Here is a 25,461-nt window from a genome sequence, read left to right on the forward strand (position 1 = left end):
TAATCAGGGCCCGGCCATCATGTTGGCGGGGCCCTGACTTTGTCGTCGATTACAACAAACCCGTGTCGTCAGACGTGCGAAACGGCGACAGGCTGGCGGCAAAGGCATCGATGAATTCCAGCGTCACCGCCGATGGGCGTTTCAAGGTTGGTCGAACCAGCGACAGTCTGTGCGCGATTTTTGGCAAAAACGGCCGCATCAAAATGTGCTGATCGGCAAATTTGACCGCGTCCAGTTCACTGACCACAGCGACACCCACCCCAAGCGACACCAGTTCACAGGCGGCGGTAAATTGACGGGTTTCCACCAGCGTCTCCAGCGGCGTGTTTGTGTCCAGAAACGCATTGCTGAGGCTTCTGAAAAAATCACTGTCGCGGCGTGTGTGAATTATTTTTTCACCGGCCAGATCTGGTGGCGAAATATGCGTGCAGTTTTGCAACCGGTGCCCTGTGGGGAAAATGCAAACCGTGCGCACATCGATGTCGCGGCTGTGCACTGCGGAATGCCCGCGAAACCCATCGGTGATCCCGAAATCGAATTGCTCGTCGATCATCCATTCCAGGATGCGCTCGGGGCGATCAGGCTCGATTGTAAAACTCACTCCGGGGCGGTTTTTGAGAAATTTGGCGATGACGTTTGGCAGGTGGCTGGTGGCAAAACCGGGCAGGCACGCGATCCGGATGTGGCCGGCTTTGCGCTGGGTGATGCTTTGGCTGACGTCATCGATTTGTCCCATTAAATCAAGGACTCGTTGGATGTCTGATTGCAAGAATTGCACTTCTTGGGTGGGCACCAGTCGACCATCGCGGCGGTTAAACAGGGTAAATCCCAAGGTCTGGCCAAGGTCCGACAACAGGCGGCTGACCGCTGGCTGGCTGATCCCCAATTCTTTTGCAGCCCGTGTCACAGAACTGTGTTGTACCACGGCCATAAGGGCCTCGAACTGGCGTAACCTAAGTTTCTGTTTCATGTTTTCCAGTCTCACAAATGCAATTCACGGGACATAACACAATGTTATATTTTTTCAACAATTTACGACCTTGCATTATGCCTGTCTGACTGTATCGTTTTGATATTAAACAACCGATGCGGGTGACACCCCAAAGCATCACAAGAAAAACGCACCGCTGTGGTGCATGGGAGGAATAATGAAAAAATCTTTGATCGGCGCGCTCGCCGTGTCCACAATGCTGACGCCCGTGGCGGCGATGGCAGAAACCGAAGTGCAGTTCTGGCACGCATTCACCGGCCGTCTTGGCGAGCTGGTCAAAGCCCAAGTTGCGGATTTTAACGCCAGCCAAAGCGACTATACCGTCGTCGAAAGCCACAAGGGCAACTATTCCGAAACGTTGAACGCGGGCATCGCTGCCTTCCGCGCCGGCGAACAGCCGCAGATTTTGATGGTATTCGAGGTCGGAACCGCAACAATGATGGCGGCCAGCGGTGCTGTGCGCCCGATGCACGAAGTCATGGCCCAAAGCGGTGCCGCATTCGAACCTGACTCCTATATCGGTGCGGTCAAAGGCTATTACACAACCACAGACGGCGATATGTTGTCCTTGCCATTCAACGCATCGACGCCGGTTTTGTGGGTGAACCGTGACGCAATGACAGCTGCTGGCGTTGATCCTGACACGGATCTGTCCACTTGGCAGAACGTCGGCGCGACCTTGGATGCGCTAAAGGCGGGCGGCGAAGAATGCCCGCTGGTCACCGCATGGCAAAGCTGGATCCACCTCGAAAACCTGTCGGCCTATCATGACGTTCCATTCGCATCCCAAGACAACGGATTTGCGGGTCTCGACACTGAATTGATGCTGAACGGCGAGGCACAAGTTGCGCACCTGACGGCCATGGGCCAATGGGCACAAGACGGCAAATTCATCTACACGGGCCGCCGCAACGAGGGTGGCGCGAACTTCCGCGCTGGCGAATGTGCGCTGTTCACCGAAAGCTCTGCGGGCTACGCGGGCATCAGTTCAGAAGCCGAATTCGAATTTGACGTGCGCCCACTGCCGTACTGGGAAGGTGTTGGAAACGCACCACAAAACACCATCATCGGTGGGGCATCCTTGTGGGTCATGGAAGGTCATGACGATGCGGAATACAAAGGCGCGGGTGAATTCCTGAGCTATCTTTCCTCGTCCGACGTGCAAGCTGCATGGCACCAGAACACCGGTTATCTGCCGATCACAGTCGAGGCAGGCGAGGCCACCCGCGCGGCCGGTTTTTACGATGCAAACCCCGGCACGGACATCGCTGTGATCCAGATGACGGCGAAACAGCCAACGGCCAATTCCAAAGGCTTGCGTCTGGGGTCATTCGATCAAATCCGTGGCATCATCGACGAAGAGCTTGAGGGTATTTGGTCTGGCGACAAAACCGCCCAAGAAGCCATGGACAGCGCTAAAGAGCGCGGCGATGCGTTGTTGCGCCGCTTTGAAGCTGCCAATCGTTAACTAAAAACCGGGCAGGCCCAACACCGGGCCTGCCTTACTTTTTCGCGGGGGCGAAGAGATGGAAAAACGCGTTACGTTTCGCGGCTGGTGGCTGCCACTGCTGTTGATCGCGCCTCAGGTGCTGATTTCTGCCGTGTTCTTTTTCTATCCGGCGGGGCAGGCGATCTATCAATCGCTGTTCATCCCTGATCCCTTTGGGTTGTCGTCGCGCTTTGTCGGCCTTGGCAATTTTGAATTCCTGTTTGGTGATAAATTCTACCGCGCAGCCTTTGGCACGACGGCATTGTTTTCCATCCTTGTGACCTTGTGTTCGATGATCCCGGCGCTGTTTCTGGCCGTCATCGCCGACCGTTTGATCAAAGGATCGGGCGTGTACCGCACCATGTTGATCTGGCCCTACGCGGTTGCCCCGGCGGTTGCAGGCGTTTTGTGGCTGTTCATGTTCAACACCCGCGTCGGCGTGGTGTCGTGGTATTTGGGCAATTTTGGCTACAATTGGAACCACGTCTTGAACGGAGGCGAGGCGATGGGCCTTGTCGTTGTCGCCTCGGCGTGGGGACGGATCAGTTACAATTTCTTGTTCTTTTTCGCCGCTTTGCAGGCCGTTCCGCGATCTGTGATCGAGGCCGCCGCCATCGATGGCGCACGGTTCTGGCGCAGGTTTTGGACAATCGTTTTGCCGCTGTTGTCGCCCACCACGTTTTTCCTGCTGGTCGTCAACATCGTCTATTCGTTCTTTGAAACCTTCGGCGTGATCCACACGATCACGGCAGGGGGGCCGCAACAATCCACGACCATTCTGGTGTACAAAGTCTTTGCCGACGGGTTCGTGGGCCAAGACCTTGGGTCGTCCTCGGCCCAGTCTGTGGTCTTGTTGGTTGTGGTCGGTTTACTGACCATCATCCAGTTCAAATTCGTTGAAAAAAGGGTGCATTACTGATGGCCTTGTTCAAACGCGAAGAGCTGCATGGCATGGTCGAAAAACGTGGCGCGAGCCTGTGGCTGACCCACGTTGTGATGATTGTTGGTGTGCTGGTGATTTTCTTTCCGATCTGGCTGGCCTTTGTGGCATCCACCGTGACCCAGCCTGAAATCGTCAAACCACCGATGCCGCTCTGGCCTGGCGATCAATTCGTTGAAAACTACTCTAAGGCGTTGTTTTCAGGCGTGAACGTGCCGGTCACAACGATGCTGTTCAACAGTCTGGTGATGGCCATTGGCATCGCGGTGGGCAAAATCGCGATCTCGCTGCTGTCTGCCTTTGCGATCGTTTATTTCAAGTTTCCGGGGAAGATGCTGTTTTTCTGGATGATTTTCCTGACGCTGATGTTGCCTGTCGAGGTGCGCATCGTGCCCACTTACGAGGTCGTCGCTGGCTTTGGCATGCTGAACAGTTACGGCGGTCTGATTATGCCGCTGATTGCCTCGGCCACGGCGACATTTTTGTTCCGGCAGTTTTTCCTGACCATCCCGGATGAGCTGGCAGAGGCCGCACGTGTCGATGGTGCCAGCCCGATGCGTTTCTTCTGGGACATCGTTGTCCCGATGAGCCGCACAAATGTCGCCGCTCTGTTTGTGATCCTGTTTATCTACGGTTGGAACCAATATTTGTGGCCGCTGCTGATCACCACAGACCCCGAAATGAACACCATCGTGATGGGCATCAAACAGATGTTTCCATCGGGCGATGATGTGGCGGACTGGCCGGTGATTATGGCCACGTCGATCCTTGCGATGATCCCTCCGGTGATTGTCGTGGTTAGTATGCAACGGCTGTTTATCCGCGGCCTCGTCGATAGCGAGAAATAAGAAATGGCAACGGTTTCCCTCAAGGACGTCAAGAAAAGCTTTGGCGCAACGGACGTGATCCACGGCATCACAACCGACATTGCGGACGGCGAATTTATCGTAATTGTCGGCCCTTCGGGGTGTGGTAAATCCACGCTTTTGCGGATGGTTGCGGGCCTCGAAACCATCACCGCGGGCGAAGTGTTTATCGGCGGTGCGCGCGCCAACGACAAGGAACCGATGGACCGCGACATTGCGATGGTGTTCCAAAACTACGCGCTTTATCCGCACATGTCGGTGCGCCAAAACATGGGCTACGGGTTAAAAATCGCGGGCCTGCCTAAGGATCAGATCAACGCCAAAGTGGTCGAGGCCGCCAAGCTGTTGCAGTTGGAACCACTGCTGGATCGCAAGCCTAGACAGCTGTCGGGTGGCCAGCGCCAACGCGTCGCGATGGGCCGTGCAATTGTGCGCGAACCGGCGGTGTTTTTGTTCGACGAGCCGCTATCAAACCTGGACGCCAAGCTGCGCGTGCAGATGCGTCTCGAAATCAAGGAACTGCAATCCAAGCTGGGCATCACATCGCTGTACGTGACCCACGATCAGGTCGAAGCGATGACCATGGCCGACCGCATGATCGTGATGAATGGCGGCATTGCCGAGCAGATCGGCACCCCGCTTGAGGTCTACGAAACACCGCGCACATTGTTCTCGGCGCAGTTTATTGGCAGCCCGGCGATGAACATCGTTGATGCGCAGGTTCGGGGCGGCAAGGTCATTTTGGGGGATCAGCCGGTCGCGGATGCGGTTGGGGTCGATGGGCCGGTCAAACTGGGCATCAGGCCAGAGCATCTGGTGTTCGATGATTCCGGCCCGATTGCTGTAAATGTTCAGATGGCCGAACCTTTGGGCGCGAACACGCTGCTGCACGGCAAGCTGGCTGGCACCACCGAAAACTTTACCGCGAGCATGCAAGGCGTGCATCTGCTGACCGACAAAAACGCACAAATCCGTTTTGGAATTCAGCCTGGAAAAGCGCATCTTTTCGACGTTGAGACCGGGTTGCGGCGCGCACAATAATCACAGCGACCTCAGCGTAAACAATGTCGGTGGCGTATGTTTTTGGTGCAGCGCGCTGCGAAACTATCCGTTTTTAGTCGAAATAACGCACCAGCGGGGTGGCGGCGCGGAAAATCTCGATCAGTTGGTCGATCACCTCGTCATCCAATAGCTGCTCGTCGGTGATGTTTTTGCGGCATCCAAGGCCGACCATCTTTAAATATGGGGCTGCCGGATCGTTTTCTTCAAAACCTTCCGGCACGACGTTCAGCGCCTTTCGCGTGACCAAACCGTCTGCAAAAGTTGTCTTGAAATCACGGTCCGCCAAAATGTCGTTCAGGCCTGTGGGATCATCGTGCAAACGGTTGCGCACCCGCGCCAGTGCCGCCTTTGAAGGCTGGAACAGGGCGGCACCCGCGTAGCAATTTGCGGGCTCGATGTGCAGGTAGTACCCGAAATCCTCAGTGGGGTGACCCGCGTTGGCAAACACATCGATGGTCGTGCGATACAGACCCGGACCTGTGCGTTCGCGTGGGTCTTGAAAGAACTTGGTGTAGCTTTGTTTTGGCTTGTTCACCGCATCGGCCACGTAGGGATCAAAGCGATCGGCATAGTCGTGCAGAGTCGTCGCGATGCCGGTGAAATTGCGCAAAGCATCGTCGCGTTCTTCGCGGTGCGTGTCGACCCAAGCCTTGCGGTTGTTCACCGCGAGATCTGTCAGGAACTCGAATGTTTCCGGCTCTACCATTGCTTAACTCCTGTTGCGCGGACACCGCGTTGCGATGGCACCCTTGTAGAGTTATTTCAAACCATCAGCCACGGGTTTTCCAGCGCAAACTGGTCGGCTCATGCATTCAGCCCCTTCATGCCTTCGGGCGTGTAGCGCGCGCCGGCGACGTCCAGCGGCGCAATCGCGGCCTCGAGATGCGTGGCCTCATCACCGGTCAAGGTAAGGTCGGCGGCAGCGACGTTTTCCTCAAGGTACTTGAGGCGTTTGGTGCCGGGGATCGGCACGATGTGGTCGCCTTTGCTTAGCAGCCAGGCCAATGCGATCTGTGCCGGGGTGCAGCCCTTGGTGGCGGCAAGGTGGCGCACCACGTCGACGAGCGTCGCGTTTGCTGCGATGTTGTCTGGCGAAAAGCGGGGCAGGTTGACGCGAAAATCACCGGGTTCAAAACCCGCGTGACGATCAAACGTTCCGGTCAAAAATCCGCGCCCGAGTGGAGAATAGGGCACAAACCCGATCCCGAGTTCATCGCACGTTGGCAGCACGTCGCGTTCGACATCGCGTGACCACAGTGAATATTCAGTCTGAACCGCCGCGACTGGATGAACGGCGTGGGCGCGGCGCAGGGTTGCATCGCTAACTTCACACAGGCCGATGTGACCGATTTTGCCAGCTTCCACCAAGCGCGATAATGCCCCCATCACGTCTTCGATGGGTCGGTCCGGGGCAACGCGGTGAACATAATAGAGGTCGATGTGCTCGACCTCCAATCGGCGCAAGGATGCCTCGCAGGCGGCGCGTGCGTATTGCGGGCTGTTGTCCAGCGTGCGTGCGTATTCGCCGGGTTTGCGTACGATGCCGAACTTGGTTGCGATCACGGCGTCGGGCTTGCGTTGTTTCAGGAAACGACCAATCAATTCTTCGTTGTGGTGCGGCCCGTACATGTCGGCGGTGTCAAAGAACGTGACGCCCAGATCGCAGGCGCGGTGCAAGACCGCCATCGATTCTGCGTCGTCTCTGGGCCCGTAAAATTCGCTCATCCCCATGCAACCAAGGCCAAGGGTCGAAACACTGAGGTTTGCTGTTAAAGATCGGGTTTGCATCGCGGTTCTCCTGTTGTGGATGTCCCCAAATTAGCTTTTCGAAAGCAGGCGTAAAATGCCGCTTTTTGGAAGTTCATTTTTCATTTATGAAAGACATCATGAGCACACGCATGAATTGGGATGACATGCCCGTCTTTTTGGCAGTTGTGCGCAGCGGTACTTTGACCGATGCGGCAAGCAGGCTGGGCATAGGCGTGGCCACGGTATCGCGCCGGATCGAACGGTTGGAACAGGCCTTGGGTGTTCCGTTGTTTGCCCGCCACCAAACCGGCTACAAATTGACAGACGAAGGCCAAGCGCTATTGCCGCGCGCAGAAGCATTGGATGACGCCATGCGCGGGTTCCAATCAAACGTCGAAACCGAGGCCAAAGTGACCGGCCATGTGCGGTTGGCGACGGCTGAAAACCTTGCCAATCCGATCATTATTCCCGCGATCGTACCGTTGTTGAACCGCCACCCCAATCTGACGCTCGAAGTCATGACCGATGTCGCCACCGTGAATTTGCACCGCCGTGACGCGGATCTCGCGGTTCGTATGGTGCGCCCGACGCAGGGCAATGTGTCTGTGCGCCGGATTGGAACCATCGGGTTTGGCCTGTACGGATCGGTGCCCTACATGGCGTCGCGGCTGGAAAATCCCGAGGACGCGATGTTTGCCAATGACCGCATGATCGGATGGACCGAACGCCACAACATGCTGCCCGCAGCGCAATGGATGGAGCGGGTTTTGCGTGGTCGCGCGCCCGCGTTGTTGACGACGACGCTGTCGGCGCAAATCGCAGCGGCCAAGGCGGATCTTGGATTGACGATCTTGCCGCATTTTATGGCGCAACAGGCGGGGTTGCAAAAAGTGCCGATGGATTTGGGTCTGGATCAGCCAATCTGGTTGGTGGTGCACAGCGATCTGGCCGCGTCCCGGCGCGTGCGCGTAGTTGTGGACCACCTTGTCGAGACGTTTGAGCGGGAACGCGCGAATTTGACAGGTGCAACGCAATAGGGCTGAAGAGGCCGGTTGTGTCGCTGACGGCGCGCAGCAGTTGGCAGGATCGCGTTCAGGGGCTGAGCGCGGTCGGTGATGATTGTCTGGGCAAACGTTTTCAGATGTTGGAATTGATCCCGCGGCTGAATACTTTGAACCGGCGGAGGGCACTGGCAGCTTGGCGTTGCGGTTGATCTCGCCGCGCTGGAGGCGACCTCCGATTTCAAAAGCAATCGGTTGCATGGTCTGATGGCATTCGGATGGGTGCTGGTTGGGTACGCAAAACGCTACTCTCGGGCGGCTGCGGTACTTGCAAGACACTGTTGTCCGTCTGGGGGCTGACAATCGCGCGTGATGTGGCAGGGTTTCATGGTGGACCAATTGCGCTTGAAACGGCCTCCACCGGTGGCTTGCGCGCCACTCTGACAGTGCTGCATTTGACCCAATCTAGGCCGTCAGCAACAGGTCGGTCACATCATCCACAACAACCCCTTGCAGCACGGCATAGTCGTTGGTTTCTAAATCACCGTCATCATCGATTTGTGCGCGAAGCTAAGCAATCCCGACCTGAAACAGATCAGAACACAGCATTCAGTTTTGCTGGTGGGTGGAAATATGCGAATGGGCGAGGTGCCTTTCAGTCCAGTATGATTGCACAGATTGAACTTGGCTGAGCGATCCACCAATCATGTTTCTGCCTATGCTGTTGCGCTGGGGCGAGGGTGGTCGCCGGGCAATCTGCGACCTTTAGCGGCGCGCGAACAGCTGGCTGAATTGTCGCGAATTCCTGAGAGGCACCTCGCGAAATTCGATGATCGGGAGGCCTGATGTTGTCGGGGACAGCGTTCAGGCGGTCTACGGCTCGTTATCGCATGTAGGGGCACTGCACGGATAAGGCTTCGCCAAGCCGTGCCCAGGTTGCCGCCTCAAAGCGTTCAGGCCAGTCCATCCCCAAACGCGTGGCTCTGTTTCGCGCACGTGGCAGGTACGCTTTTGCATACGCCAGATGGGCAGAAATCATCGCATCCCGGGTTGGAACCGCTGGTGGTAAACTTGTCAGCAGGTGCTTTTGGTCCTCTGTGATCAGCCGGTTAAGGTGCAAAATGCCGCCGCGATTGGGGGCGTCTGTTTCTTCGATCAACAAATCCACCAGCAAGTTGCGCAGGTGGAACACGCCGAGCACACGGTTGATGTATTCGTGGCGACCGGCCGCTAGATGCAAGAGGCCGAGGATTCGGATAAACTCTTCGACCTGATACCTAAATTTCTTCAGGTTCGGCCCGTAATTCTGCGCAGATTTGGCCAAGCTGTCGTAGATATTGTCGTGATCAAACAGCGGTTTCAAACTGCTTTGCGCGTGTGATCCCATCTGCTCGGGCTTCAAGATCACGACGTCGGTGCGGGTCCAGTCCGCAGTGATGGCATTGATCAAAACCAGGACGTTTGTGCGGTCCCACCACAGCATGATTTCGCCGGTTTTACCGACAGCGTCGTGCCAAATCTGTGCGACTTCGTCAGATGCGCCGCTGTCTGCCACCAAGACAAAATCGATGTCGCTGTATTGGTCTGCCAAACCGGTTGCGTAACTGCCGCTTAGAAAGAGCGCTTTGAGGCCCGGCACGTCGCGGGTGGCGTCGGAAATTACTTTGATGGTGTCACTGCGCGCCACAAATTCAACCCTGACGTGATTCTATTGCAGCGAGGTTAACGCCCTCACAAATGACGGTCAATTTGGTCACAAAGCGGATGTCGGTGGGTTTTTGCCGACTTTTGTTCTGCGAACGGTCCGGTTTTTCGGTTGGGTGGCGGTGTGAATTCCAGATTTTATCTGGGACCCGATAAGCGAACGTGCGCCATATTACTTGCGCTTTTTCGGCTTGAACCGCTTGCGCAGAACAGGGTCATGGCACCCGTTCAGTCATGTATTTCGTATTCAGAAACCAATTCTTCATCATTCCAGACGATTTTATGCGCGAAGACAGTTCAAAGTCGGAGTTTCGCAGAATGAAAAATGAGGCCACTAAGTTTTTATTCGTCGACGACGACATCGTTTGCGCAATCAAATTCAAGCGGTTTTTGTCCGAATCGGAGTTTGGAAACCTGGTCGTCACAGCCTCGGATGGGGTTGAGGCGTTGGAAATTTTGCGAGGCGACGCGGGGCGCGAGAAACTTGAGCACCCCTACATGGTGATCCTCGACATCAACATGCCGCGTATGGATGGGTTTGAATTTCTCGAAACGTTGCGCCAGGATCCCGACCTGAAAGACACGGTTGTTTTCATTATGACGACATCTGGTGATCCGACTGACATGGACACAGCCCTAATTCGAGGTGCCGACGGATATTTCCCAAAAAATCAAACGGACATTGGTTTTCTGCAAGCCATCGCCACAAGCAAATCTTTGAAGGAGCCTGAGATAACGCACTACACGCGGAATTAAAGGGAGTGGTTCGTGAGTATGCTGCATACCCTACGACGACCCGCAGTCTGACCGTGTCCGCACAGATATGTCGAGGAATGCAAATTTCTAAGCTATCGGCGGAATGTGGCTATTGGTCAAAAAATGGCATTTATTATGTGCCGATGGCCTGCGTAGACAGGGTGAATGTTGTCGAAGATTAAACGCTGCCAAACACACACAAATTCCAGATGAAATGCTCAAACACCCAAATCTTTTTTGGCATTTTTCCGTTAAAAATGTGGTATTTAGCTATAAAATCAAGACCTTTCAGCCGTTACTCGAGAGATGCAATAAACTGGGCTGACTGGGTCCACGTGTTCGCTTTCGTCCTTGATCGACGTCCCAATCCGAAAAGAAACCGGTTCAGGTCACCTGCTTAAAGCTGGTCCATGCGTGCGACCGACGGAACTGTGCCTCTCGAACGTATCATTGGACATAAGGCGACATGATCTCAATCGCATCGTGCCGTGCTTATCGGAATGAAAAAGTTGATAGGAACGACACATGCTGAAACTGGCACAGGCATCAACACCCTTCAGACAACCGATTACCACGAGGCAGTTTTTTTGCGTGTCGTTTCCATGGTGACGTCAGCAGAACCGGAGCTGATGCTCGTTGCGTCCCGCAAAACTATTCCAAATCTTCAATCACGAGGATCCTGGCACATCGCCTCTTATCCCAGAAGCGGGAACCACCTGGTCAGGGCGATCATCGAGGCATATACCAATCAACCGACAGAAGGGTGTCTTGGGGCAAAGCGAGATATCCCGATTTGTGAAAGACCAGTAAACGAGCCGCGGCTCATCCAGATTTATTGTGATCAACCCATTGGATATAAAGCGCATTTTGTGAGAGAAATTCACGAAAGAGACAAAGCGAGGTCGCAAAACCCGATGGGTATGGTCTTTATCACCCGTGATCCGGCGGCTGCGATTTCATCCCATACAACGCGGATGTTGTCGAATAGGCGCAAATTTCCTTGGCTTACAAAACGTCAAAAACGGATTACCATTCAAGCCCAGATTGACTTGTATCTGTCTCTGGTTTTTCGCTACGCAGTTCAAAAAGACGGGCCCAAAGTGCATGTCAAATTCGAAGATTTGATTTCAACGCAAAGCGCCAAGCAAGCGGCAAAAAAACTGTTGAGCAAATTGGGAGCAAGGTTAGAGGGACCATCTTTAAATGAGGTCTACAAAATCGCCAAAGAAAGCCAGAGCTCTTTGAGCAACAGCCGGCAAGATCTGAAAAACGAAATTGAAGACATCGTGCGTGGCTTACTGTCGTACGATGATGTCCTCAGCTACATCCAAGACGCACGGGTCGATTAAGCTGGTCAGACGTTTGCGCATTTGCGGTGAGAGCGGATTGCTGCAGGGCGCAAGCGATGCCCCAAGTGCAATTGAATATTTTCAAAGCGTTGAGTGATCGATTTGAGCGGGTAACGCCATGGTTATGTTAAGTTGTGTCGATTTACGTTGATCGCTTTTGACATGAAGTAACAAGTGTAAAGCTCTGAAAATATTTGACTAAATCCCAAGATTGCTTTTCACGCTGGTCAACCGCAATCAACCCCGATCTTTTCAAAAAGGGTAATAAAAAGGGTATCAATTGGCACTCAATAAATTGCATCACGCCAAGCTCAAGAGCCTGCCAATCGGCAAGCATTCCGACGGGGGCAATTTGGTCTTTTGGAAACGCAGCGCGACCAGTGGTAGCTTCATTTTTGTCTACTCGACCCAAAACAAGCGCAAGACAACAACGCTTGACTCGGTATCACGATTGCCCTTTGGCGATGCGCGCGCAGGCAGAAAACCTGCGCAACCTTTTAGAGGCGGGCAAAGATCCATAAGCTTTTCTGGTCGCCGAGAAAATGTCCAAAGCTGATGAACAGGATTTGACCCTTCGCGCGATGACCAATGCGTGTTGGTGCTCAAAGTATTTTGACGTTGAATACAAGAACGCAAAAGCGTCGTGGATCGCCTGCAACGGGCCGTGCAGCGCTTTGAGGGCCGTTTGCAGCTGTCCCCAAAGCCCGCGTCGACGGCAAGCACTATGGCTATAACGAGGACCCGCCAAATCCAGAGCAGCCAAGCAAGATACCCGACCTTATGCCTAGCCGCGCAAGCCTTATGCGTATAAGATAATGAAGAAACTTCTCGTCAAGTGTCTTCATAAAAAAACAGTAAGCCCTCGGCCATTGATCGGGGGGGTACTGTTTTTTAGGAAACGTAAACTGACTGATTGAACTCGAATGACCGCTTCGACCCGCTGCTCTGCAGCATTGGCAAGGATCGCCAATGTCCGCAATGGGGCGAGGTATATCACAACGTTGGTGCTTCAATGTTACCAAGGTACTTGAAATACACGATCAACGAATACTTGACCCTTCTGCACGAAACCCGCTCTTGCCTTTTCGGTCTCATTTCGCATTCCGATAATCACGTGATGATCACTTGGCCATCGCGTTTCTATATCTTTATATTGTAAAGTTGGCTCGGGAAAAGAGTCTTCAACTTTCTTCGCGGCTTTGACAACCTTTGCCCACGCTTCATGGTCTTCGATTTTTTTGATTTCTATGGTCATATCAATGAGTTCCTTGCTGACTTCATCTGCGCAGCATAACATCTCTGCGTACATCAGGGTAGCCGCGTCGGTTGGGTCAGACACGGAAATCTCGAAAGAAGCGGCCCTTCGTGACTGTGTGCCTAACGGCAGCTTCGTCCACAGAGCGGACGTCGGACACGATTGAAATCGAGCACCCGCAGCGAACGGCTGGTCTGGTGAAGCTGCAACGCGGCGCTTGACGCCAGGGTGAAGGTCCGGTTTGAGCCGGGTTTACCAGTTTGGGCAAAACCACGACATCATCGCAGTTGCATCGATACCAGCCAATCGGCGCTTTCCTGATCTGCGGGAAAGAACAGCTCGATCCTTAGATCATCAAGAGGTTCGTCATTGATGGTACTAAATAGCCTGCAACCTAACCTGACGGTGCCCGTGCCCCTGTTTGTGGCTATTACCGGCGGGCTAACTGCCGGATTGGGCGGTATGCTGTGGGCGTTGGGAACCTATGTTGCAGCAGCAGTCCCTGACGCTGCAGCAAAAGTAACGCAAATCGCCGCATGGGTTCGGTTTTGCACGGATTCTACCGCATCCGTTTTAGTGGGCGCACCGTTTAACGTCGTATTGAATCTGTCGTTCCTAGCTTTGATGTTGATCTCAAGCAGGGTGCCATTGAGTGAAACCACCGTTACTTTATGATGGGGTCTCGGCCTGCAATGCCCGATGATGCCGACATCACCCAAGCGATCCTTTGGTCTGTGAGAGCCGACAATGAGGGAGCGATCAATCCTAAAATTTGCGACTGGAAGCCTGTTGAAACACGAAATCACCTTCACTCGATTGCTCCAGATCGAGCCAGACGAAATTAAACGCTGAAGATCCAATAAAGTGTTCATAGAATGAATTTTCTCTTAAATCATTCTGGCAGAGTTCCATTTGTTTCGCGGGGACTTGTCAGCATTCACTTGGGTTGCGAAGTGTGTCAGCACTATGGCGTTCATGAAACCGTCCCCATGATGTTTGATTGTGATCTGAAGGTGAAAATGCGTACGATCCCACGTAGGCCGAAACGCATTGAAACAACTTGTCGCACTTTGAACATTTTATGAATCTAAAAAGGGGTGCAAAAAGGGTAAAAAAGGCACTTCTCATAAATTTAAGTGATTTTTATCAAGTAGTTGTATGAAAATTTGGAGCGGGTAACGAGAATCGAACTCGTAACTAAAGCTTGGGAAGCTGCCGTGATACCTTTTCACCATACCCGCGCACCAAGGGTGCAATTAGGCGATTGTCGCTTTGGGGTCAAGCAGGCGCGATCTATTTTACATGCGCTTGATAGAGGTGAATGGACGCCGGAATCTCAAGGCCTCGTGTCATTTCGTGCGTGGCAAAACGGGCGGCGATATCATCACGCAAAGCCAGCTTTTGATCAGGCGAGGCCTCAAAGTGGCGCAGCGCATTGTCCGCAGGCCCGATGATACAGCACAGCTCGGCGGCGTCGTGTGCACTGCCGTGGCCAGTCAGCGCGATCTGATGCGTGGTGCAAGTGACGTTTTGCAATCCGGCGGCCTCTAGCATCGGGATAATCCGGTCCGCGTCTTCAAACGCGAAGGGGCCGGGCAGGGTGCGGTCGGTCTTGGCCATGGGTCCCAAAATCTCTCGTGATGCCGCGGCCGGGATCATGAACCACGGGTTGTCTGCGGCAGATGCCCACGCGGCCATCGTGATTGTTCCGCCGGGTTTTACCGCGCGTGCGAAGTTTGAAAACGCCGCTGTTGTGTCCGCAAAAAACATCACCCCAAAGCGTGAAATCACGGCGTCAAACTTGCCTGTTTCAAACGCGTGGGATTGCGCGTCGGCCAGCAACCAAGTGACGTTTGGCGCATCTCGTGCCACTGCGGCTTGCGCCAACAACGTTTCGGAAATGTCGAGGCCTGTTGCATGTCCCGCATCACCAACAAGCTCGCTCGCACGCAATGTGCTGGTGCCCGCGCCGCAGCCGATATCCAAGACATGGTTGCCCGTTTGCAAATTCGCATGGCGCAACACCAAGTCCAAAACCGGCCCGAGCAACGTGTCCATTGCCGCTTGTTGCGCGACCCATTTTTGGCCCGCATCGGATGACCAATAGTCGGCTTGATCGAAGTTTTCAGTCATCCGCGGCGCCTGCGACGGCGTCCGCCGTCTTCGCCATTGCCACCGCCGCCGGTGTTGAATGTCGCCGTCGGGATCGTGACAATGGAATTCAAGATCGGGAAAGGTTCGACTGAATTCGGGATCGCCGACGCATTCACGAAATGCTCTTGGAACCGAGGCTCAATCGCGGTTTCAATTTTGTGGATCGCGCGCACTGTCGCCTCGATTTCGGTGCGTGCGTCGCGGTTCAAAAGGGCGATGCGCGCGCCTGTGCCGGCAGCGTTGCCAGCGGAGGTAACCTTGTCCAAAGGCGCGTCGGGGATCATGCCGAGGACCATCGCGTGTTTGGGGCTGATGTGTGCACCAAACGCGCCCGCCAGCACAACGCGGTCCACAGATTCGACGTTGAATTTGTCCATCAACAAGCGCGCGCCGGAATAAAGCGCGGCTTTGGCCATCTGGATTTCACGGATGTCGCGGTTGGTCACCGTCAACTTCGGGCCACCTTTTTCAGAGCCGTCATAGACTAGATAGGAGTACGTGCGCCCGTCAATAAAGCAGCGATCTGATCCGGTTTGTGCGGGGCTGCCGATCAGGCCCGGGCCGTCGACGATGCCCGCAAGGCGCATTTCAGCGACCATTTCGATGATGCCCGATCCGCAAATTCCGGTGACGCCGGTGGATGCGATTGCCGCGTCAAACCCGTCTTCGTCCGACCAGATGTCCGAGCCGATGACGCGAAAGCGCGGGGCCTTGGTGACCGCGTCAATTTCCACGCGCTCGATTGCGCCGGGGGCAGCGCGCTGGCCTGAACTGATCTGTGCGCCCTCAAAGGCGGGGCCGGTAGGCGATGAACACGCCAGCACTTTTTCTTTGTTCCCCAGCAGGATTTCCGCGTTGGTGCCCACGTCGACCACCAAAACCAGATCATCCGATTTATCCGGCGCTTCGGCCAAGGCTACAGCGGCGGCGTCTGCCCCAACGTGACCGGCAATGCACGGCAGCAGATAGACGCGGGCAGAGGGGTGAATGTTCAGTTCCAGATCGTCAGCCCGCAGGCGCAGTGAATCCGATGTTGCCAAAGCAAACGGCGCCTGACCCAGTTCGAACGGATCAATGCCCAAAAACAGGTGGTGCATGACCGGGTTGCACACAAACACGGCGTCGACGATCAAGGCTTTGTCGATCTCGGCCTCGATGCTGATCTGGGTGAACAGGGCGTTCATGCCTTCGCGCACGGCGTTGGTCATTTCCTGCGCGCCATTTGCGTTCATCATCGAATAGCTGACGCGGCTCATCAGGTCTTCGCCAAATCGGATCTGCGGATTCATGATGCCAGAGGACGCCACAACTTCGCCGGTTTGCAGATCGCACATGTGCGCGGCGATGGTGGTTGACCCCAGATCGACGGCAAGGCCGTACACCGTACCTTCGTAATATCCGGGCCAAATGTGCATAATCCGCGGCGCGTTTTCGTCATCACCCAAATGCACGGCACAGGTGACCTTCCACGTGCCTTTGCGCAAAACCGGCTGCATGACTTGCATGATGTGCAAGTCCGCATGCACGTTTTCCAACTGCCATTGTTCACGCAACGCAATGCGCAGCCGTTCCAGATCGCCCGATGGATCATGCATGTCGGGTTCCTGCACCTCGACGTAATACAGCTTGGTCGAGGGGTTCATCGTGATGTCGCGGGCCTCGGCCCGTTTGCGCACGACTTGTTTGTGCACTTGGGATTCCGGTGGCACGTCAATCACCACATCGCCCTGAACCGCAGCTTGGCACCCCAAACGGCGCCCATCGATCAAACCGCGCTTGTCTTTGTAGCGCTGCTCGACGCTGTTCCACTCGGACAAGGCGTCATCCGCAACCGTCACACCGTGCTTGGAAAATTCACCATAACTGGGCGTGATCTGACATTTTGAGCAAATCCCACGCCCGCCACAAACGGAATCCAGATCGACCCCCAATTGGCGCGCGGCCGTCAGAATGGGTGTGCCCAGTGGAAAGTGACCGCGTTTGCCCGAAGGGGTGAAAACGACAAGTGGATCGCTGCTCATGAATGTGGCCTATTGTTGCTTCTGGGCATTGTTTTGCCAAAGCATAGAAGGCGCGCCAAAAAGCGAAAGCCAAAGAGCGGCAAAAACCGTTTCAATGGCGTCATTGTGCGCATAAAGACTATGAATCCAATCGCCGGTCCGCCCAACGATTGTTCTGATCTTAAATACTCAATCCACACCGCGCGCATGAAAGATGAACCCGAGTAAGTTCAGCAAGACCTGCGCTGCCAAAATCGCGGTCGAGCCTGAGGGGTCATAATCTGGTGCCACTTCGACCAGATCGATGCCGACGATCTCGTGGCGCTTTGACACCTCTTGCAGCAACTCCAGCACGTCGTAGTACAAGAACCCGCCGTGGCTGGGCGTGCCTGTGCCCGGTGCGATGGACGGGCAAAATGCGTCGATGTCGATGGTGATGTACAAACGTGCGCCTTTCGGGATGCGTTCAGCTGTGGCGCGTGGGCCCAATTCGCGCATTTGGCGCACCGATAAAATGTCGGAGCCCATGGCGCGCGCGTCTTCATAGCCTTCGCGCGCGGTGGAGCTGACGTTGCGGATGCCGACTTGGGTCAAGCCGGTGACATAGGGCTGTTCTGCTGCGCGCCGCATCGGGTTGCCGTGCCCGTGCCGCACGCCGTGGCGTTCATCGACAAAATCCAGATGCGCGTCGATTTGCAGGATGTGGATGTCATCGTGATCGTCAAAGGCACGAATGCAGGGGATGTTGATCGAATGATCACCGCCAATGGTGACGGGCAGGGCACCGGCCGCCAAAGCAGCCCGCACACCCGTTTCAATGTTGTCGTGGCTTTTTTCCGTGTCTGTGTGCACGATGTCCGCATCCCCCATGTCGACGATTTGTACGTCGGCAGGCAGGTAGGTTGCGTCGTCCTCGTGATCATAGGCCCCGGCGTGGCCAAAGCTGAACAAGGTCGATGCCTCGCGCACAGCACGTGGGCCAAATCGCGCGCCGGACCGATACTGCGTGCCCGCATCGTAGGGCGCACCCAGCACGGCAACATCGGCGTCAATCTTGTCCCAGTCGGCGATATATGGCCGCTTTCCAAAGGTCGCAATTCCCACAAACGGCAGGTCCAGCCGTCCTGCATCATAGCCATGTTTGCTCATCTTATCCGTCCCTTGATCCGTTTGTCGCAGACTGCGTCAACAAAACACGCAGATCAATCGCCTGCGCCTCTTTTCTTTTCCGCCAAGCCGTGAAATAGGAAACCGCCAAATGAACACTCCTATTCGAGGTACGATATGGAAATTCGTGAGGCTCTCACCTTTGATGATGTTTTGCTGGTTCCGGGTGCGTCTAGCGTCCTGCCATCTACGGCCGACACGCGCACGCGTGTGACCAAATCGATCAGTATGAACATCCCGCTGCTCAGCTCTGCGATGGACACCGTCACCGAAGGTCGCATGGCGATTGCCATGGCCCAAGCTGGCGGCATCGGCGTTGTGCACCGCAATCTGACCATCGAAGAACAAGCCCGCGAAATTCGCCGCGTCAAACGATTTGAGAGCGGGATCGTCTACAATCCGATCACGCTGACAGCCAATCAAACGCTGGCCGATGCCAAAGCCTTGCAAGAACGCTACCGGGTCACGGGGTTTCCTGTGGTTGACGGGTCTGGCCGCGTTGTGGGCATCGTGACCAACCGCGACATGCGCTTTGCCACAGACGATGACACGCCGGTGTCGGTGATGATGAGCACCGATAACCTGGCGATCCTACACGAACCGGCAGACCGCGACGAAGCCATCAGCCTGATGAAAGCCCGCCGCATCGAAAAGCTGCTGATCACTGACGGGGCAGGCGTGTTGACAGGGCTTTTGACCCTTAAAGACACCGAACAAGCGGTCCTGAACCCGACGGCTTGCAAGGATGATCTTGGCCGTTTGCGCGTTGCGGCGGCGACCACAGTTGGGGATGCTGGCTTTGCCCGGTCCGAGGCGCTGGTCGATGCAGGCGTCGACATGATTGTGATCGATACCGCCCACGGTCACTCCGAAGGTGTTGCGATTGCGGTGAAACGCGCCAAGGATATGTTTCCTGACGTGCAGGTTGTCGCTGGCAACGTGGCCACCGGCGAGGCAACACGCGCCTTGATTGATGCGGGCGCGGACGCGGTCAAAGTTGGCATCGGACCGGGGTCTATTTGCACCACACGCATGGTCGCAGGCGTTGGTGTTCCGCAGTTGACCGCGATCATGGATTGCGCCGCAGCAGCCGGTGACATTCCAGTCATCGCAGACGGCGGCATCAAATTTTCTGGTGATTTTGCCAAAGCCATTGCAGCCGGGGCAACCTGCGCGATGGTCGGATCAATGATCGCGGGCACGGACGAGTCACCGGGCGACGTGATCTTGTATCAGGGCCGGTCTTTTAAAACCTATCGCGGCATGGGCTCACTTGGGGCGATGGCGCAAGGATCCGCAGATCGTTATTTCCAAAAAGACGCAGCCAGCGACAAATTGGTGCCCGAAGGCATCGAAGGCCAAGTGCCCTACAAAGGCACGGTCAGCGCGGTCATCCACCAGATGGTCGGGGGCCTGCGCGCGGCGATGGGATACACCGGATGCGCCACAGTCGCCGAGATGAACACGAACTGCAATTTTGTCAAAATCACCGGTGCTGGCCTAAAAGAAAGCCACGTGCACGATGTGCAGATCACACGGGAATCTCCCAACTACAGAGTAATGTAAGGCAGCAATATCATGAGCTTGTGGACCAACCTTAATTCAGGCGCAGGTCTTTGACGCCCGGCGCACGCGTGGCCGCAGCCATTGATGTCCTTGATCTGATCGCGGACGGTCAGCCTGTCGAAAGGGCGCTGACCACTTGGGCGCGTCGCAGTCGCTTTGCCGGGTCCAAGGACCGTGCCGCGGTGCGCGATTACGTGTTTGGCGTGGTGCGCAACCGGCGCTCTGATGCGGTGCGCGGTGGTGGTGAAACCGGACGCGCGCTGATGCTCGGCAGATTGAGTGATCAAGGTGACGATCTGGACGCCTTGTTTCACGGCGAAGGTCACGCGCCCACGCCGCTGAGCGACGAAGAACGCGCAATCACGGCTCAGCCGGTTGATGCGGCAGACGTTTGGGATTTGCCCGACTGGTTGATTGCTGAATTCAAGACAGCACTTGGCGACACCGCCGCGTCTGTGGCGCAAATCCTCAAATCCCGTGCGCCGATCACGTTGCGTGTGAACAGCGCCAAAACCTCACCTTCGCAAGTCACATCTTTGTTGGCCGATGAGGGCGTCGAGGTACTGCCAAATCCGCTGTGTGACATCGCCCTCACGATCACCGAAGGCGCGCGTAAGCTGCGCAATTCGGAATGCTACCAAGAGGGCTTGGTCGAGTTGCAAGACGCGGCCAGTCAAGCGGTGGTAAGCGCGCTGCCCGAGGGCCAAAAGGTGCTCGACTACTGTGCTGGCGGCGGCGGCAAGTCACTGGGAATGGCGGCGCAAAAGCGAAATGTCGTGGCGCATGACATCGATTTTGACCGGATGCGGGACCTGCCAGATCGTGCGCGACGGGCGGATGCGCAGATAAAATTGCTGGCGACGGACTTGCTGGCAGGCGAAGGTCCATTCGATATCGTGCTGGTTGATGCGCCTTGCTCCGGGAGTGGTGCATGGCGTCGCAGCCCCGAAGCCAAATGGGTTTTAACGCCTGAGCGTTTGAACGAACTGACCACCATTCAGGATGAAATTCTTGATCAAGTTCAATCGCTTGTCGGAGCAGGTGGAACCTTGGTTTTCGCCACATGTTCGGTGTTGAAATGCGAAAACGAAGACCGCGTTGCAGCCTTTTTGGGCCGTAATTCCGGATGGGAATGCACCCAACAATCGCGCATAAATGTTAGCCCAGAGGGTGACGGATTTTTCCATGCACACTTGACGCGCGTGATTTAACCGCCACACTCAACCTAGAAGATAGCTCAGCCAAAGCCGCAATGCCACCGTCTCAACGGTGGTTAAGACGGGATTAACCGTTTTTGCGCCACAAGAGACAAGCTGAGTCGAATTTAGGGGGCTATGTTGCAAGACCGTGCATTAACGACCGGGGCCGTTAGCCGTCTGTCCGAAAAGGGCATGACGCGGATGCGTAGTCTGCTGATTGCTGCTGTTTTGATGGGGGCAATGGCCCTGTTGGCACCGAATGGTGATGTGCAGCTTGGGCTGGGCGTTTCGTCTGTAACATTACTGATCTTGGGTGTGCTGATGGTCGCGTTTTCGCATCGTCGCCAAACCACCCGCGAGTCTGCGCAAGACGTGATTGCAGATTTCATCGCCAAAGATGCATCGCCTAGTTTTGTCGTTAGTGATGATGGTGCGGTAAAGTCATTCAATAAATCGGCGGAAAAGCGTTTTGACATGCCCATGGGCGACACGCTTGTTGGGGTTTTGCGTGCGACTTTTGCAAATCCTGGTGGAATTATTTTCCGCCTGAAAACTGCGGCAGAACAAGACGGTGCTGCGCGCGAAGACGTTGTGACCCGCAAAGGCCACGTGCGGTTGTCGGTCCATCGCATGGGCACGGATTCATTCCTGTGGCGGTTTGAGGATGTTCCGGAACCTGCGGCTGGACGTGGCAGTGACGGGCCGTTGTTGCCGATGATGATGATCGGTCGTAGTGGTGCGGTCTTGTTCATGAATGACGCCGTTCGAAAGCTGATTGGCCGCCGCGTGAAATCATTGCAACAACTGTTGGGTGACACGCCTTTGGTAAACGGTGCTGTGTGCGATATTTCGACAGAAACCGGCGAGATGAAGGTTCAGATCGCCGAGGTTGAGGCCGGTGTCGGACGGCGCGCGCTGTATTTCTTGCCGGCGGCACAAAATGCTGCCGATAATGTTTGGTCATCATTTGACGATCTGCCGGTTCCGTTGTTGCGGATTGAACCGGATGGGTATGTGGCAGCGCACAACGCCTCAGCCATCGGCCTGATCGGCGACGAGTTGAAGATCGGCGTGCATCTATCTGAATTAATGGAAGGATTAGGTCGTCCTATCACGGATTGGTTGCAGGAAACGATCTCTGGTCGCGCAGTTCAGCATTCTGAATTCTTGCGCCTGAAGCGCGCGGACAAAGAGATGTTCGTGCAAGTTGCCCTGAGCCGTGTAACGGAAGAAGGCGCATCGTCTTTGGTCGCGGTTTTGACCGATGCAACCGAGCTGAAAACCCTTGAAGCACAGTTTGTCCAAAGCCAGAAAATGCAAGCCATCGGCGAATTGGCGGGTGGTGTCGCGCATGACTTTAACAACCTTTTGACGGCGATTTCTGGTCACTGTGATCTGCTGCTTTTGCGGCATGATCAGGGGGACGCTGACTATAGCGACCTGATGCAAATTAACCAAAACGCCAATCGTGCGGCTGCGCTTGTCGGCCAACTTTTGGCGTTTTCTCGCAAGCAAACTTTGCGTCTCGAAGTGTTGGACATGCGCGATACGCTTGCTGATCTTACGCATTTGTTGAACCGCTTGGTTGGTGAAAAGGTCAGCCTGACACTGACGCACGATCCGGTTTTGCAGTCCATCCGTGCGGACAAACGGCAATTGGAACAAGTGTTGATGAACCTTGTGGTAAATGCGCGTGATGCGATGCCAGAGGGTGGCGAAATTCACATCGAAACCGAACGTTTGTCACTTAGTGTGCCGATGGATCGTGATCGCGCATCCGTGCCTGCTGGTGAATATGTGATGTTGAAAGTGACGGATCATGGCGTTGGGATTCCTGCGGACAAACGTCAAAAAGTGTTCGAACCATTCTTTACAACCAAGCGGACAGGCGAGGGAACTGGCCTCGGGTTATCAACGGCTTACGGCATCGTTAAGCAAAGCGGCGGTTACATTTTTCTCGACAGTGAGGTCGGTTCAGGTACGTGCTTTACGCTGATTTTCCCGGTCTTGGACAACATCGCAACACCGGTTGTCACAACGCCCCGCGCGTCGAAATTTACAGCACCAAAACAAGGTGACGGCGTTATTTTGTTGGTCGAAGACGAAGCACCTGTACGTGCGTTCGCCAGCCGCGCACTGCGATTGCGTGGGTACACTGTGCTTGAAGCGGACTCAGCCGAGGCCGCTTTGAAAACATTGGAGGATTCGTCACTTAACGTAGATTTGTTTGTGACCGATGTGGTTATGCCGGGCAAAGATGGCCCAAGCTGGGTCCGCGAAGCATTGCAAGAGCGCCCGAATGTGCGGGTTGTTTTTGTATCCGGTTATGCAGAAGAAAAATTCAGCGAAGCACAAAGCAAAATCCCGAACTCGGTGTTCTTGCCAAAACCATTTTCGTTGAACGACCTAACAGAGACCGTTCATCAGCAACTGCATTGATTATTCGATGCTGTCATACAGCGCGAATTCATCGGCAAACTTGCGACGAAACCGGTCTTCGACGTCTGATGACAGGTGTTGTTTGATCGAGGGGGACACGTTCTCGCGCTCCAAATCAAACGTCACACCGAGGCGTTCAGTCAGGAAATTCTGCAATTTGTCCTGATTTTCGTATTTAAATAGATGCGTGACCGCGGTGCCGTTTGGCTGCGCTTCGAGGAACTTAGACTGCGCGCCGACGTCGGCAAAACCTGGCTTTTTACCCTTCATGTAGGCAAACACAAAATCGTCAAAACTGATGCCATGGGTGGTGTTGGGTTTGTCTTTCATGAACGGTCGTTGCCGATACCGCCACCAACTGCCCAGCCAGCTGATCGGCTCGCGCATGACTGCCATCAATTCCAGTTCGACATCGCAAACATTCACAAACATTGGTCGGATAAAGCGATTGTAGCGATAAACCGGTGCATGTTTCAGCATTGGTGGTTCAGAGATCACCAAATCTGCGCGGTCCCGCAAGGCGTTTTCATATGCAGTTGTGCCAGTTTTAGGAACGGACAAAAACGCCAGACGTTCTTTGTAAAAAATAAGCATTCGACGCGCCTGATCTATGACTTTGACTGCGCGTATGTTGCGCAAGCCGGCCAGCAGATGCAACCGCGCAAAAGAAAACCGCCCGCAACAGTAGTGCGGGCGGTCTAACAAATTTCGGCGCTTTAACTAGCGACAGCTGTCATGAACCGGTCGCGGATCACAACGGGATCTTTGGTGATAACCGGCAGCTTGATGTTGCCGCTGTCACATTTGCTGACGATAATGGTCATTTTCTTGCTGTCGATTGCGGCTTGCAAAACTTTGCCGGTGTCGACGTCTTGGCAGGTCACAACATTCTCGCATCCGCAGGCTGTTGCCACGGCTTCAAGCTTGGTCAACTTGCCCGCATAGGTCGGCTGGTCGCCAGTAGATCCGTAGGATCCGTTGTCGATGATCAACAAAATAAAGTTGTCAGCGACATTGTTGGCGATGGTTGGCAGGGTGCCCAAGTTGGTCAAAACAGACCCGTCACCATCAATCGAAATCACGGTTTTGTCTTGCGCCAAGGCGAGACCCAAACCGATGGATGATGACAGGCCCATGGTGCCGAGCATGTAAAAATTAGACGGTTGATCGTCAATCATGTGCAGCTCTTGGCTGGGCAGACCGATGTTGCAAACAATCAGTTGGTCACGAAGGATCGGGGCGATTTCTCGCAGGATTTCTGAACGGATCATTGGTCGCCGTAGCCTCCCCAAAAGGACGCATCCGTCAGGATCGCCACAGGTTTGTTGCACATGAATGTGTATTTCAGGATCGCATCCAATTCGTCCGCATCCGATTCCTTGTGAAAATGGTACGTCGGAATGTTCATCTGGTTCAGCAACGCTTTGGTGTGCACGGCCATTTCGACCTGACACGCAACCGGTTCACGCAGCTCGCCGCGGTACGAAATCAGCATCGGCAGCGGCATCCGGTAGTATTGGATCAGGGTCGCCAGCGTGTTGATTGTCACACCGATTGCAGTGTTTTGCATGATGATCGCAGGGCGTTTGCCACCCATGAATGCACCAGCGCACAGACCCATACCTTCGTCTTCCTTGTTAGACGGGATGTGGAAAATCTCCGGACGCGCTTCGACTTCGTCGATAACACCCGCGAGCTGTTTGCAAGGCACAGTCGTAATGAAGTCAACGCCATTGGCGATGAAATCATCAACGATTTTTGAACTGATGGACAC

At 54.9% G+C, this 25,461-nt stretch carries 23 protein-coding genes and 1 tRNA gene; 12 read left to right on the forward strand and 12 right to left on the reverse strand.

The window, feature by feature from the left end:
- Positions 1-49: 49 nt before the first annotated feature.
- The gene (locus ACFIO0_RS06960) at positions 50-970 is read right to left on the reverse strand and encodes a LysR substrate-binding domain-containing protein (RefSeq protein WP_390914627.1); all 921 of its coding nucleotides are present in this window, start codon (positions 968-970) and stop codon (positions 50-52) included.
- A 178-nt stretch (positions 971-1,148) separates the two neighbouring features.
- Between ACFIO0_RS06960 and ugpB the strand changes: the two genes are divergently transcribed.
- From ugpB to ugpC, 4 genes are read left to right on the forward strand one after another with little or no spacing between them, the layout of a single operon-like run.
- A complete protein-coding gene (gene ugpB / locus ACFIO0_RS06965) occupies positions 1,149-2,459 on the forward strand; it encodes a sn-glycerol-3-phosphate ABC transporter substrate-binding protein UgpB (RefSeq protein ID WP_390914628.1) in 1,311 nt (436 codons plus the stop codon).
- Between the two features lie 58 nt (positions 2,460-2,517).
- Complete coding sequence (gene ugpA / locus ACFIO0_RS06970) at positions 2,518-3,399, forward strand: sn-glycerol-3-phosphate ABC transporter permease UgpA (RefSeq protein ID WP_390914629.1); 882 nt, start codon at positions 2,518-2,520, stop codon at positions 3,397-3,399.
- A gap of 32 nt (positions 3,400-3,431) precedes the next feature.
- Complete coding sequence (gene ugpE / locus ACFIO0_RS06975; RefSeq protein WP_390915298.1) at positions 3,432-4,268, forward strand: sn-glycerol-3-phosphate ABC transporter permease UgpE; 837 nt, start codon at positions 3,432-3,434, stop codon at positions 4,266-4,268.
- 3 nt (positions 4,269-4,271) lie between these two features.
- Positions 4,272-5,327, forward strand: a complete 1,056-nt coding sequence (gene ugpC, locus ACFIO0_RS06980) for a sn-glycerol-3-phosphate ABC transporter ATP-binding protein UgpC (protein WP_390914630.1) — start codon at positions 4,272-4,274, stop codon at positions 5,325-5,327.
- 73 nt (positions 5,328-5,400) lie between these two features.
- Here ugpC and ACFIO0_RS06985 read toward each other — a convergent pair whose 3' ends face one another.
- The gene (locus tag ACFIO0_RS06985; RefSeq protein ID WP_390914631.1) at positions 5,401-6,054 is read right to left on the reverse strand and encodes a TIGR02453 family protein; all 654 of its coding nucleotides are present in this window, start codon (positions 6,052-6,054) and stop codon (positions 5,401-5,403) included.
- Between the two features lie 98 nt (positions 6,055-6,152).
- Entirely contained in the window at positions 6,153-7,136 is a 984-nt protein-coding gene (locus ACFIO0_RS06990) for an aldo/keto reductase (RefSeq protein WP_390914632.1), read from the reverse strand.
- Between the two features lie 98 nt (positions 7,137-7,234).
- Between ACFIO0_RS06990 and ACFIO0_RS06995 the strand changes: the two genes are divergently transcribed.
- Entirely contained in the window at positions 7,235-8,134 is a 900-nt protein-coding gene (locus ACFIO0_RS06995; RefSeq protein WP_390914633.1) for a LysR substrate-binding domain-containing protein, read from the forward strand.
- Positions 8,135-8,981: 847 nt separating this feature from the next.
- On the opposite strand, the gene ACFIO0_RS07000 is transcribed toward ACFIO0_RS06995, so the two are convergent.
- Positions 8,982-9,785, reverse strand: a complete 804-nt coding sequence (locus ACFIO0_RS07000) for a nucleotidyltransferase domain-containing protein (RefSeq protein ID WP_390914634.1) — start codon at positions 9,783-9,785, stop codon at positions 8,982-8,984.
- Between the two features lie 335 nt (positions 9,786-10,120).
- On the opposite strand from ACFIO0_RS07000, the gene ACFIO0_RS07005 reads away from it, so the two are divergent.
- The 3 genes from ACFIO0_RS07005 to ACFIO0_RS07015 all read left to right on the forward strand — a co-directional run bounded on the left by ACFIO0_RS07005 (position 10,121) and on the right by ACFIO0_RS07015 (position 12,463).
- Positions 10,121-10,558, forward strand: a complete 438-nt coding sequence (locus ACFIO0_RS07005) for a response regulator (protein ID WP_390914635.1) — start codon at positions 10,121-10,123, stop codon at positions 10,556-10,558.
- A gap of 500 nt (positions 10,559-11,058) precedes the next feature.
- The gene (locus ACFIO0_RS07010; RefSeq protein ID WP_390914636.1) at positions 11,059-11,907 is read left to right on the forward strand and encodes a hypothetical protein; all 849 of its coding nucleotides are present in this window, start codon (positions 11,059-11,061) and stop codon (positions 11,905-11,907) included.
- 280 nt (positions 11,908-12,187) lie between these two features.
- The gene (locus tag ACFIO0_RS07015) at positions 12,188-12,463 is read left to right on the forward strand and encodes a hypothetical protein (RefSeq protein WP_390914637.1); all 276 of its coding nucleotides are present in this window, start codon (positions 12,188-12,190) and stop codon (positions 12,461-12,463) included.
- A gap of 459 nt (positions 12,464-12,922) precedes the next feature.
- Here the strand turns inward: ACFIO0_RS07015 and ACFIO0_RS07020 are convergent, their stop codons facing one another.
- Entirely contained in the window at positions 12,923-13,162 is a 240-nt protein-coding gene (locus ACFIO0_RS07020; protein WP_390914638.1) for a hypothetical protein, read from the reverse strand.
- Positions 13,163-13,534: 372 nt separating this feature from the next.
- Between ACFIO0_RS07020 and ACFIO0_RS07025 the strand changes: the two genes are divergently transcribed.
- Complete coding sequence (locus ACFIO0_RS07025) at positions 13,535-13,837, forward strand: hypothetical protein (protein ID WP_390914639.1); 303 nt, start codon at positions 13,535-13,537, stop codon at positions 13,835-13,837.
- A 492-nt stretch (positions 13,838-14,329) separates the two neighbouring features.
- Here ACFIO0_RS07025 and ACFIO0_RS07030 read toward each other — a convergent pair.
- From ACFIO0_RS07030 to speB, 4 genes are all read right to left on the reverse strand, one after another.
- Positions 14,330-14,403: transfer RNA gene (locus tag ACFIO0_RS07030), tRNA-Gly, on the reverse strand.
- A 52-nt stretch (positions 14,404-14,455) separates the two neighbouring features.
- Positions 14,456-15,295, reverse strand: coding sequence for a methyltransferase domain-containing protein (locus ACFIO0_RS07035; protein WP_390914640.1), 840 nt, complete (start codon positions 15,293-15,295; stop codon positions 14,456-14,458).
- Positions 15,292-17,337, reverse strand: coding sequence for an ASKHA domain-containing protein (locus ACFIO0_RS07040; RefSeq protein ID WP_390914641.1), 2,046 nt, complete (start codon positions 17,335-17,337; stop codon positions 15,292-15,294). Before ACFIO0_RS07040 ends, ACFIO0_RS07035 begins: the two co-directional genes overlap by 4 nt.
- Positions 17,338-17,505: 168 nt before the next feature.
- Positions 17,506-18,465 carry an agmatinase gene (gene speB, locus ACFIO0_RS07045; RefSeq protein WP_390914642.1) on the reverse strand — a complete coding sequence of 320 codons (960 nt, stop codon included), beginning with the start codon at positions 18,463-18,465 and terminating at the stop codon, positions 17,506-17,508.
- A 135-nt stretch (positions 18,466-18,600) separates the two neighbouring features.
- Between speB and guaB the strand changes: the two genes are divergently transcribed.
- The 3 genes from guaB (at position 18,601) to ACFIO0_RS07060 (ending at position 23,687) form a co-directional block, all read left to right on the forward strand.
- Positions 18,601-20,049, forward strand: coding sequence for an IMP dehydrogenase (gene guaB / locus ACFIO0_RS07050; RefSeq protein ID WP_390914643.1), 1,449 nt, complete (start codon positions 18,601-18,603; stop codon positions 20,047-20,049).
- 50 nt (positions 20,050-20,099) lie between these two features.
- Complete coding sequence (locus ACFIO0_RS07055) at positions 20,100-21,260, forward strand: RsmB/NOP family class I SAM-dependent RNA methyltransferase (RefSeq protein ID WP_390914644.1); 1,161 nt, start codon at positions 20,100-20,102, stop codon at positions 21,258-21,260.
- A gap of 123 nt (positions 21,261-21,383) precedes the next feature.
- Positions 21,384-23,687 (forward strand): ATP-binding protein, encoded by a 2,304-nt coding sequence (locus tag ACFIO0_RS07060; RefSeq protein WP_390914645.1) that lies wholly within the window; start codon positions 21,384-21,386, stop codon positions 23,685-23,687.
- Here ACFIO0_RS07060 and ACFIO0_RS07065 read toward each other — a convergent pair whose 3' ends face one another.
- From ACFIO0_RS07065 to comD, 3 genes are all read right to left on the reverse strand, one after another.
- A complete protein-coding gene (locus ACFIO0_RS07065; protein WP_390914646.1) occupies positions 23,688-24,281 on the reverse strand; it encodes a gamma-glutamyl kinase in 594 nt (197 codons plus the stop codon).
- A 122-nt stretch (positions 24,282-24,403) separates the two neighbouring features.
- Positions 24,404-24,958 (reverse strand): sulfopyruvate decarboxylase subunit beta, encoded by a 555-nt coding sequence (comE, locus tag ACFIO0_RS07070; RefSeq protein WP_390914647.1) that lies wholly within the window; start codon positions 24,956-24,958, stop codon positions 24,404-24,406.
- On the reverse strand, positions 24,955-25,461 hold the full coding sequence (gene comD / locus ACFIO0_RS07075; RefSeq protein WP_390914648.1) for a sulfopyruvate decarboxylase subunit alpha: 507 nt from the start codon (positions 25,459-25,461) through the stop codon (positions 24,955-24,957). Before comD ends, comE begins: the two co-directional genes overlap by 4 nt.

Origin of the sequence: Pseudosulfitobacter sp. SM2401 (assembly GCF_042932805.1) — a bacterium.
In the GTDB taxonomy this organism is placed as follows: domain Bacteria; phylum Pseudomonadota; class Alphaproteobacteria; order Rhodobacterales; family Rhodobacteraceae; genus Ascidiaceihabitans.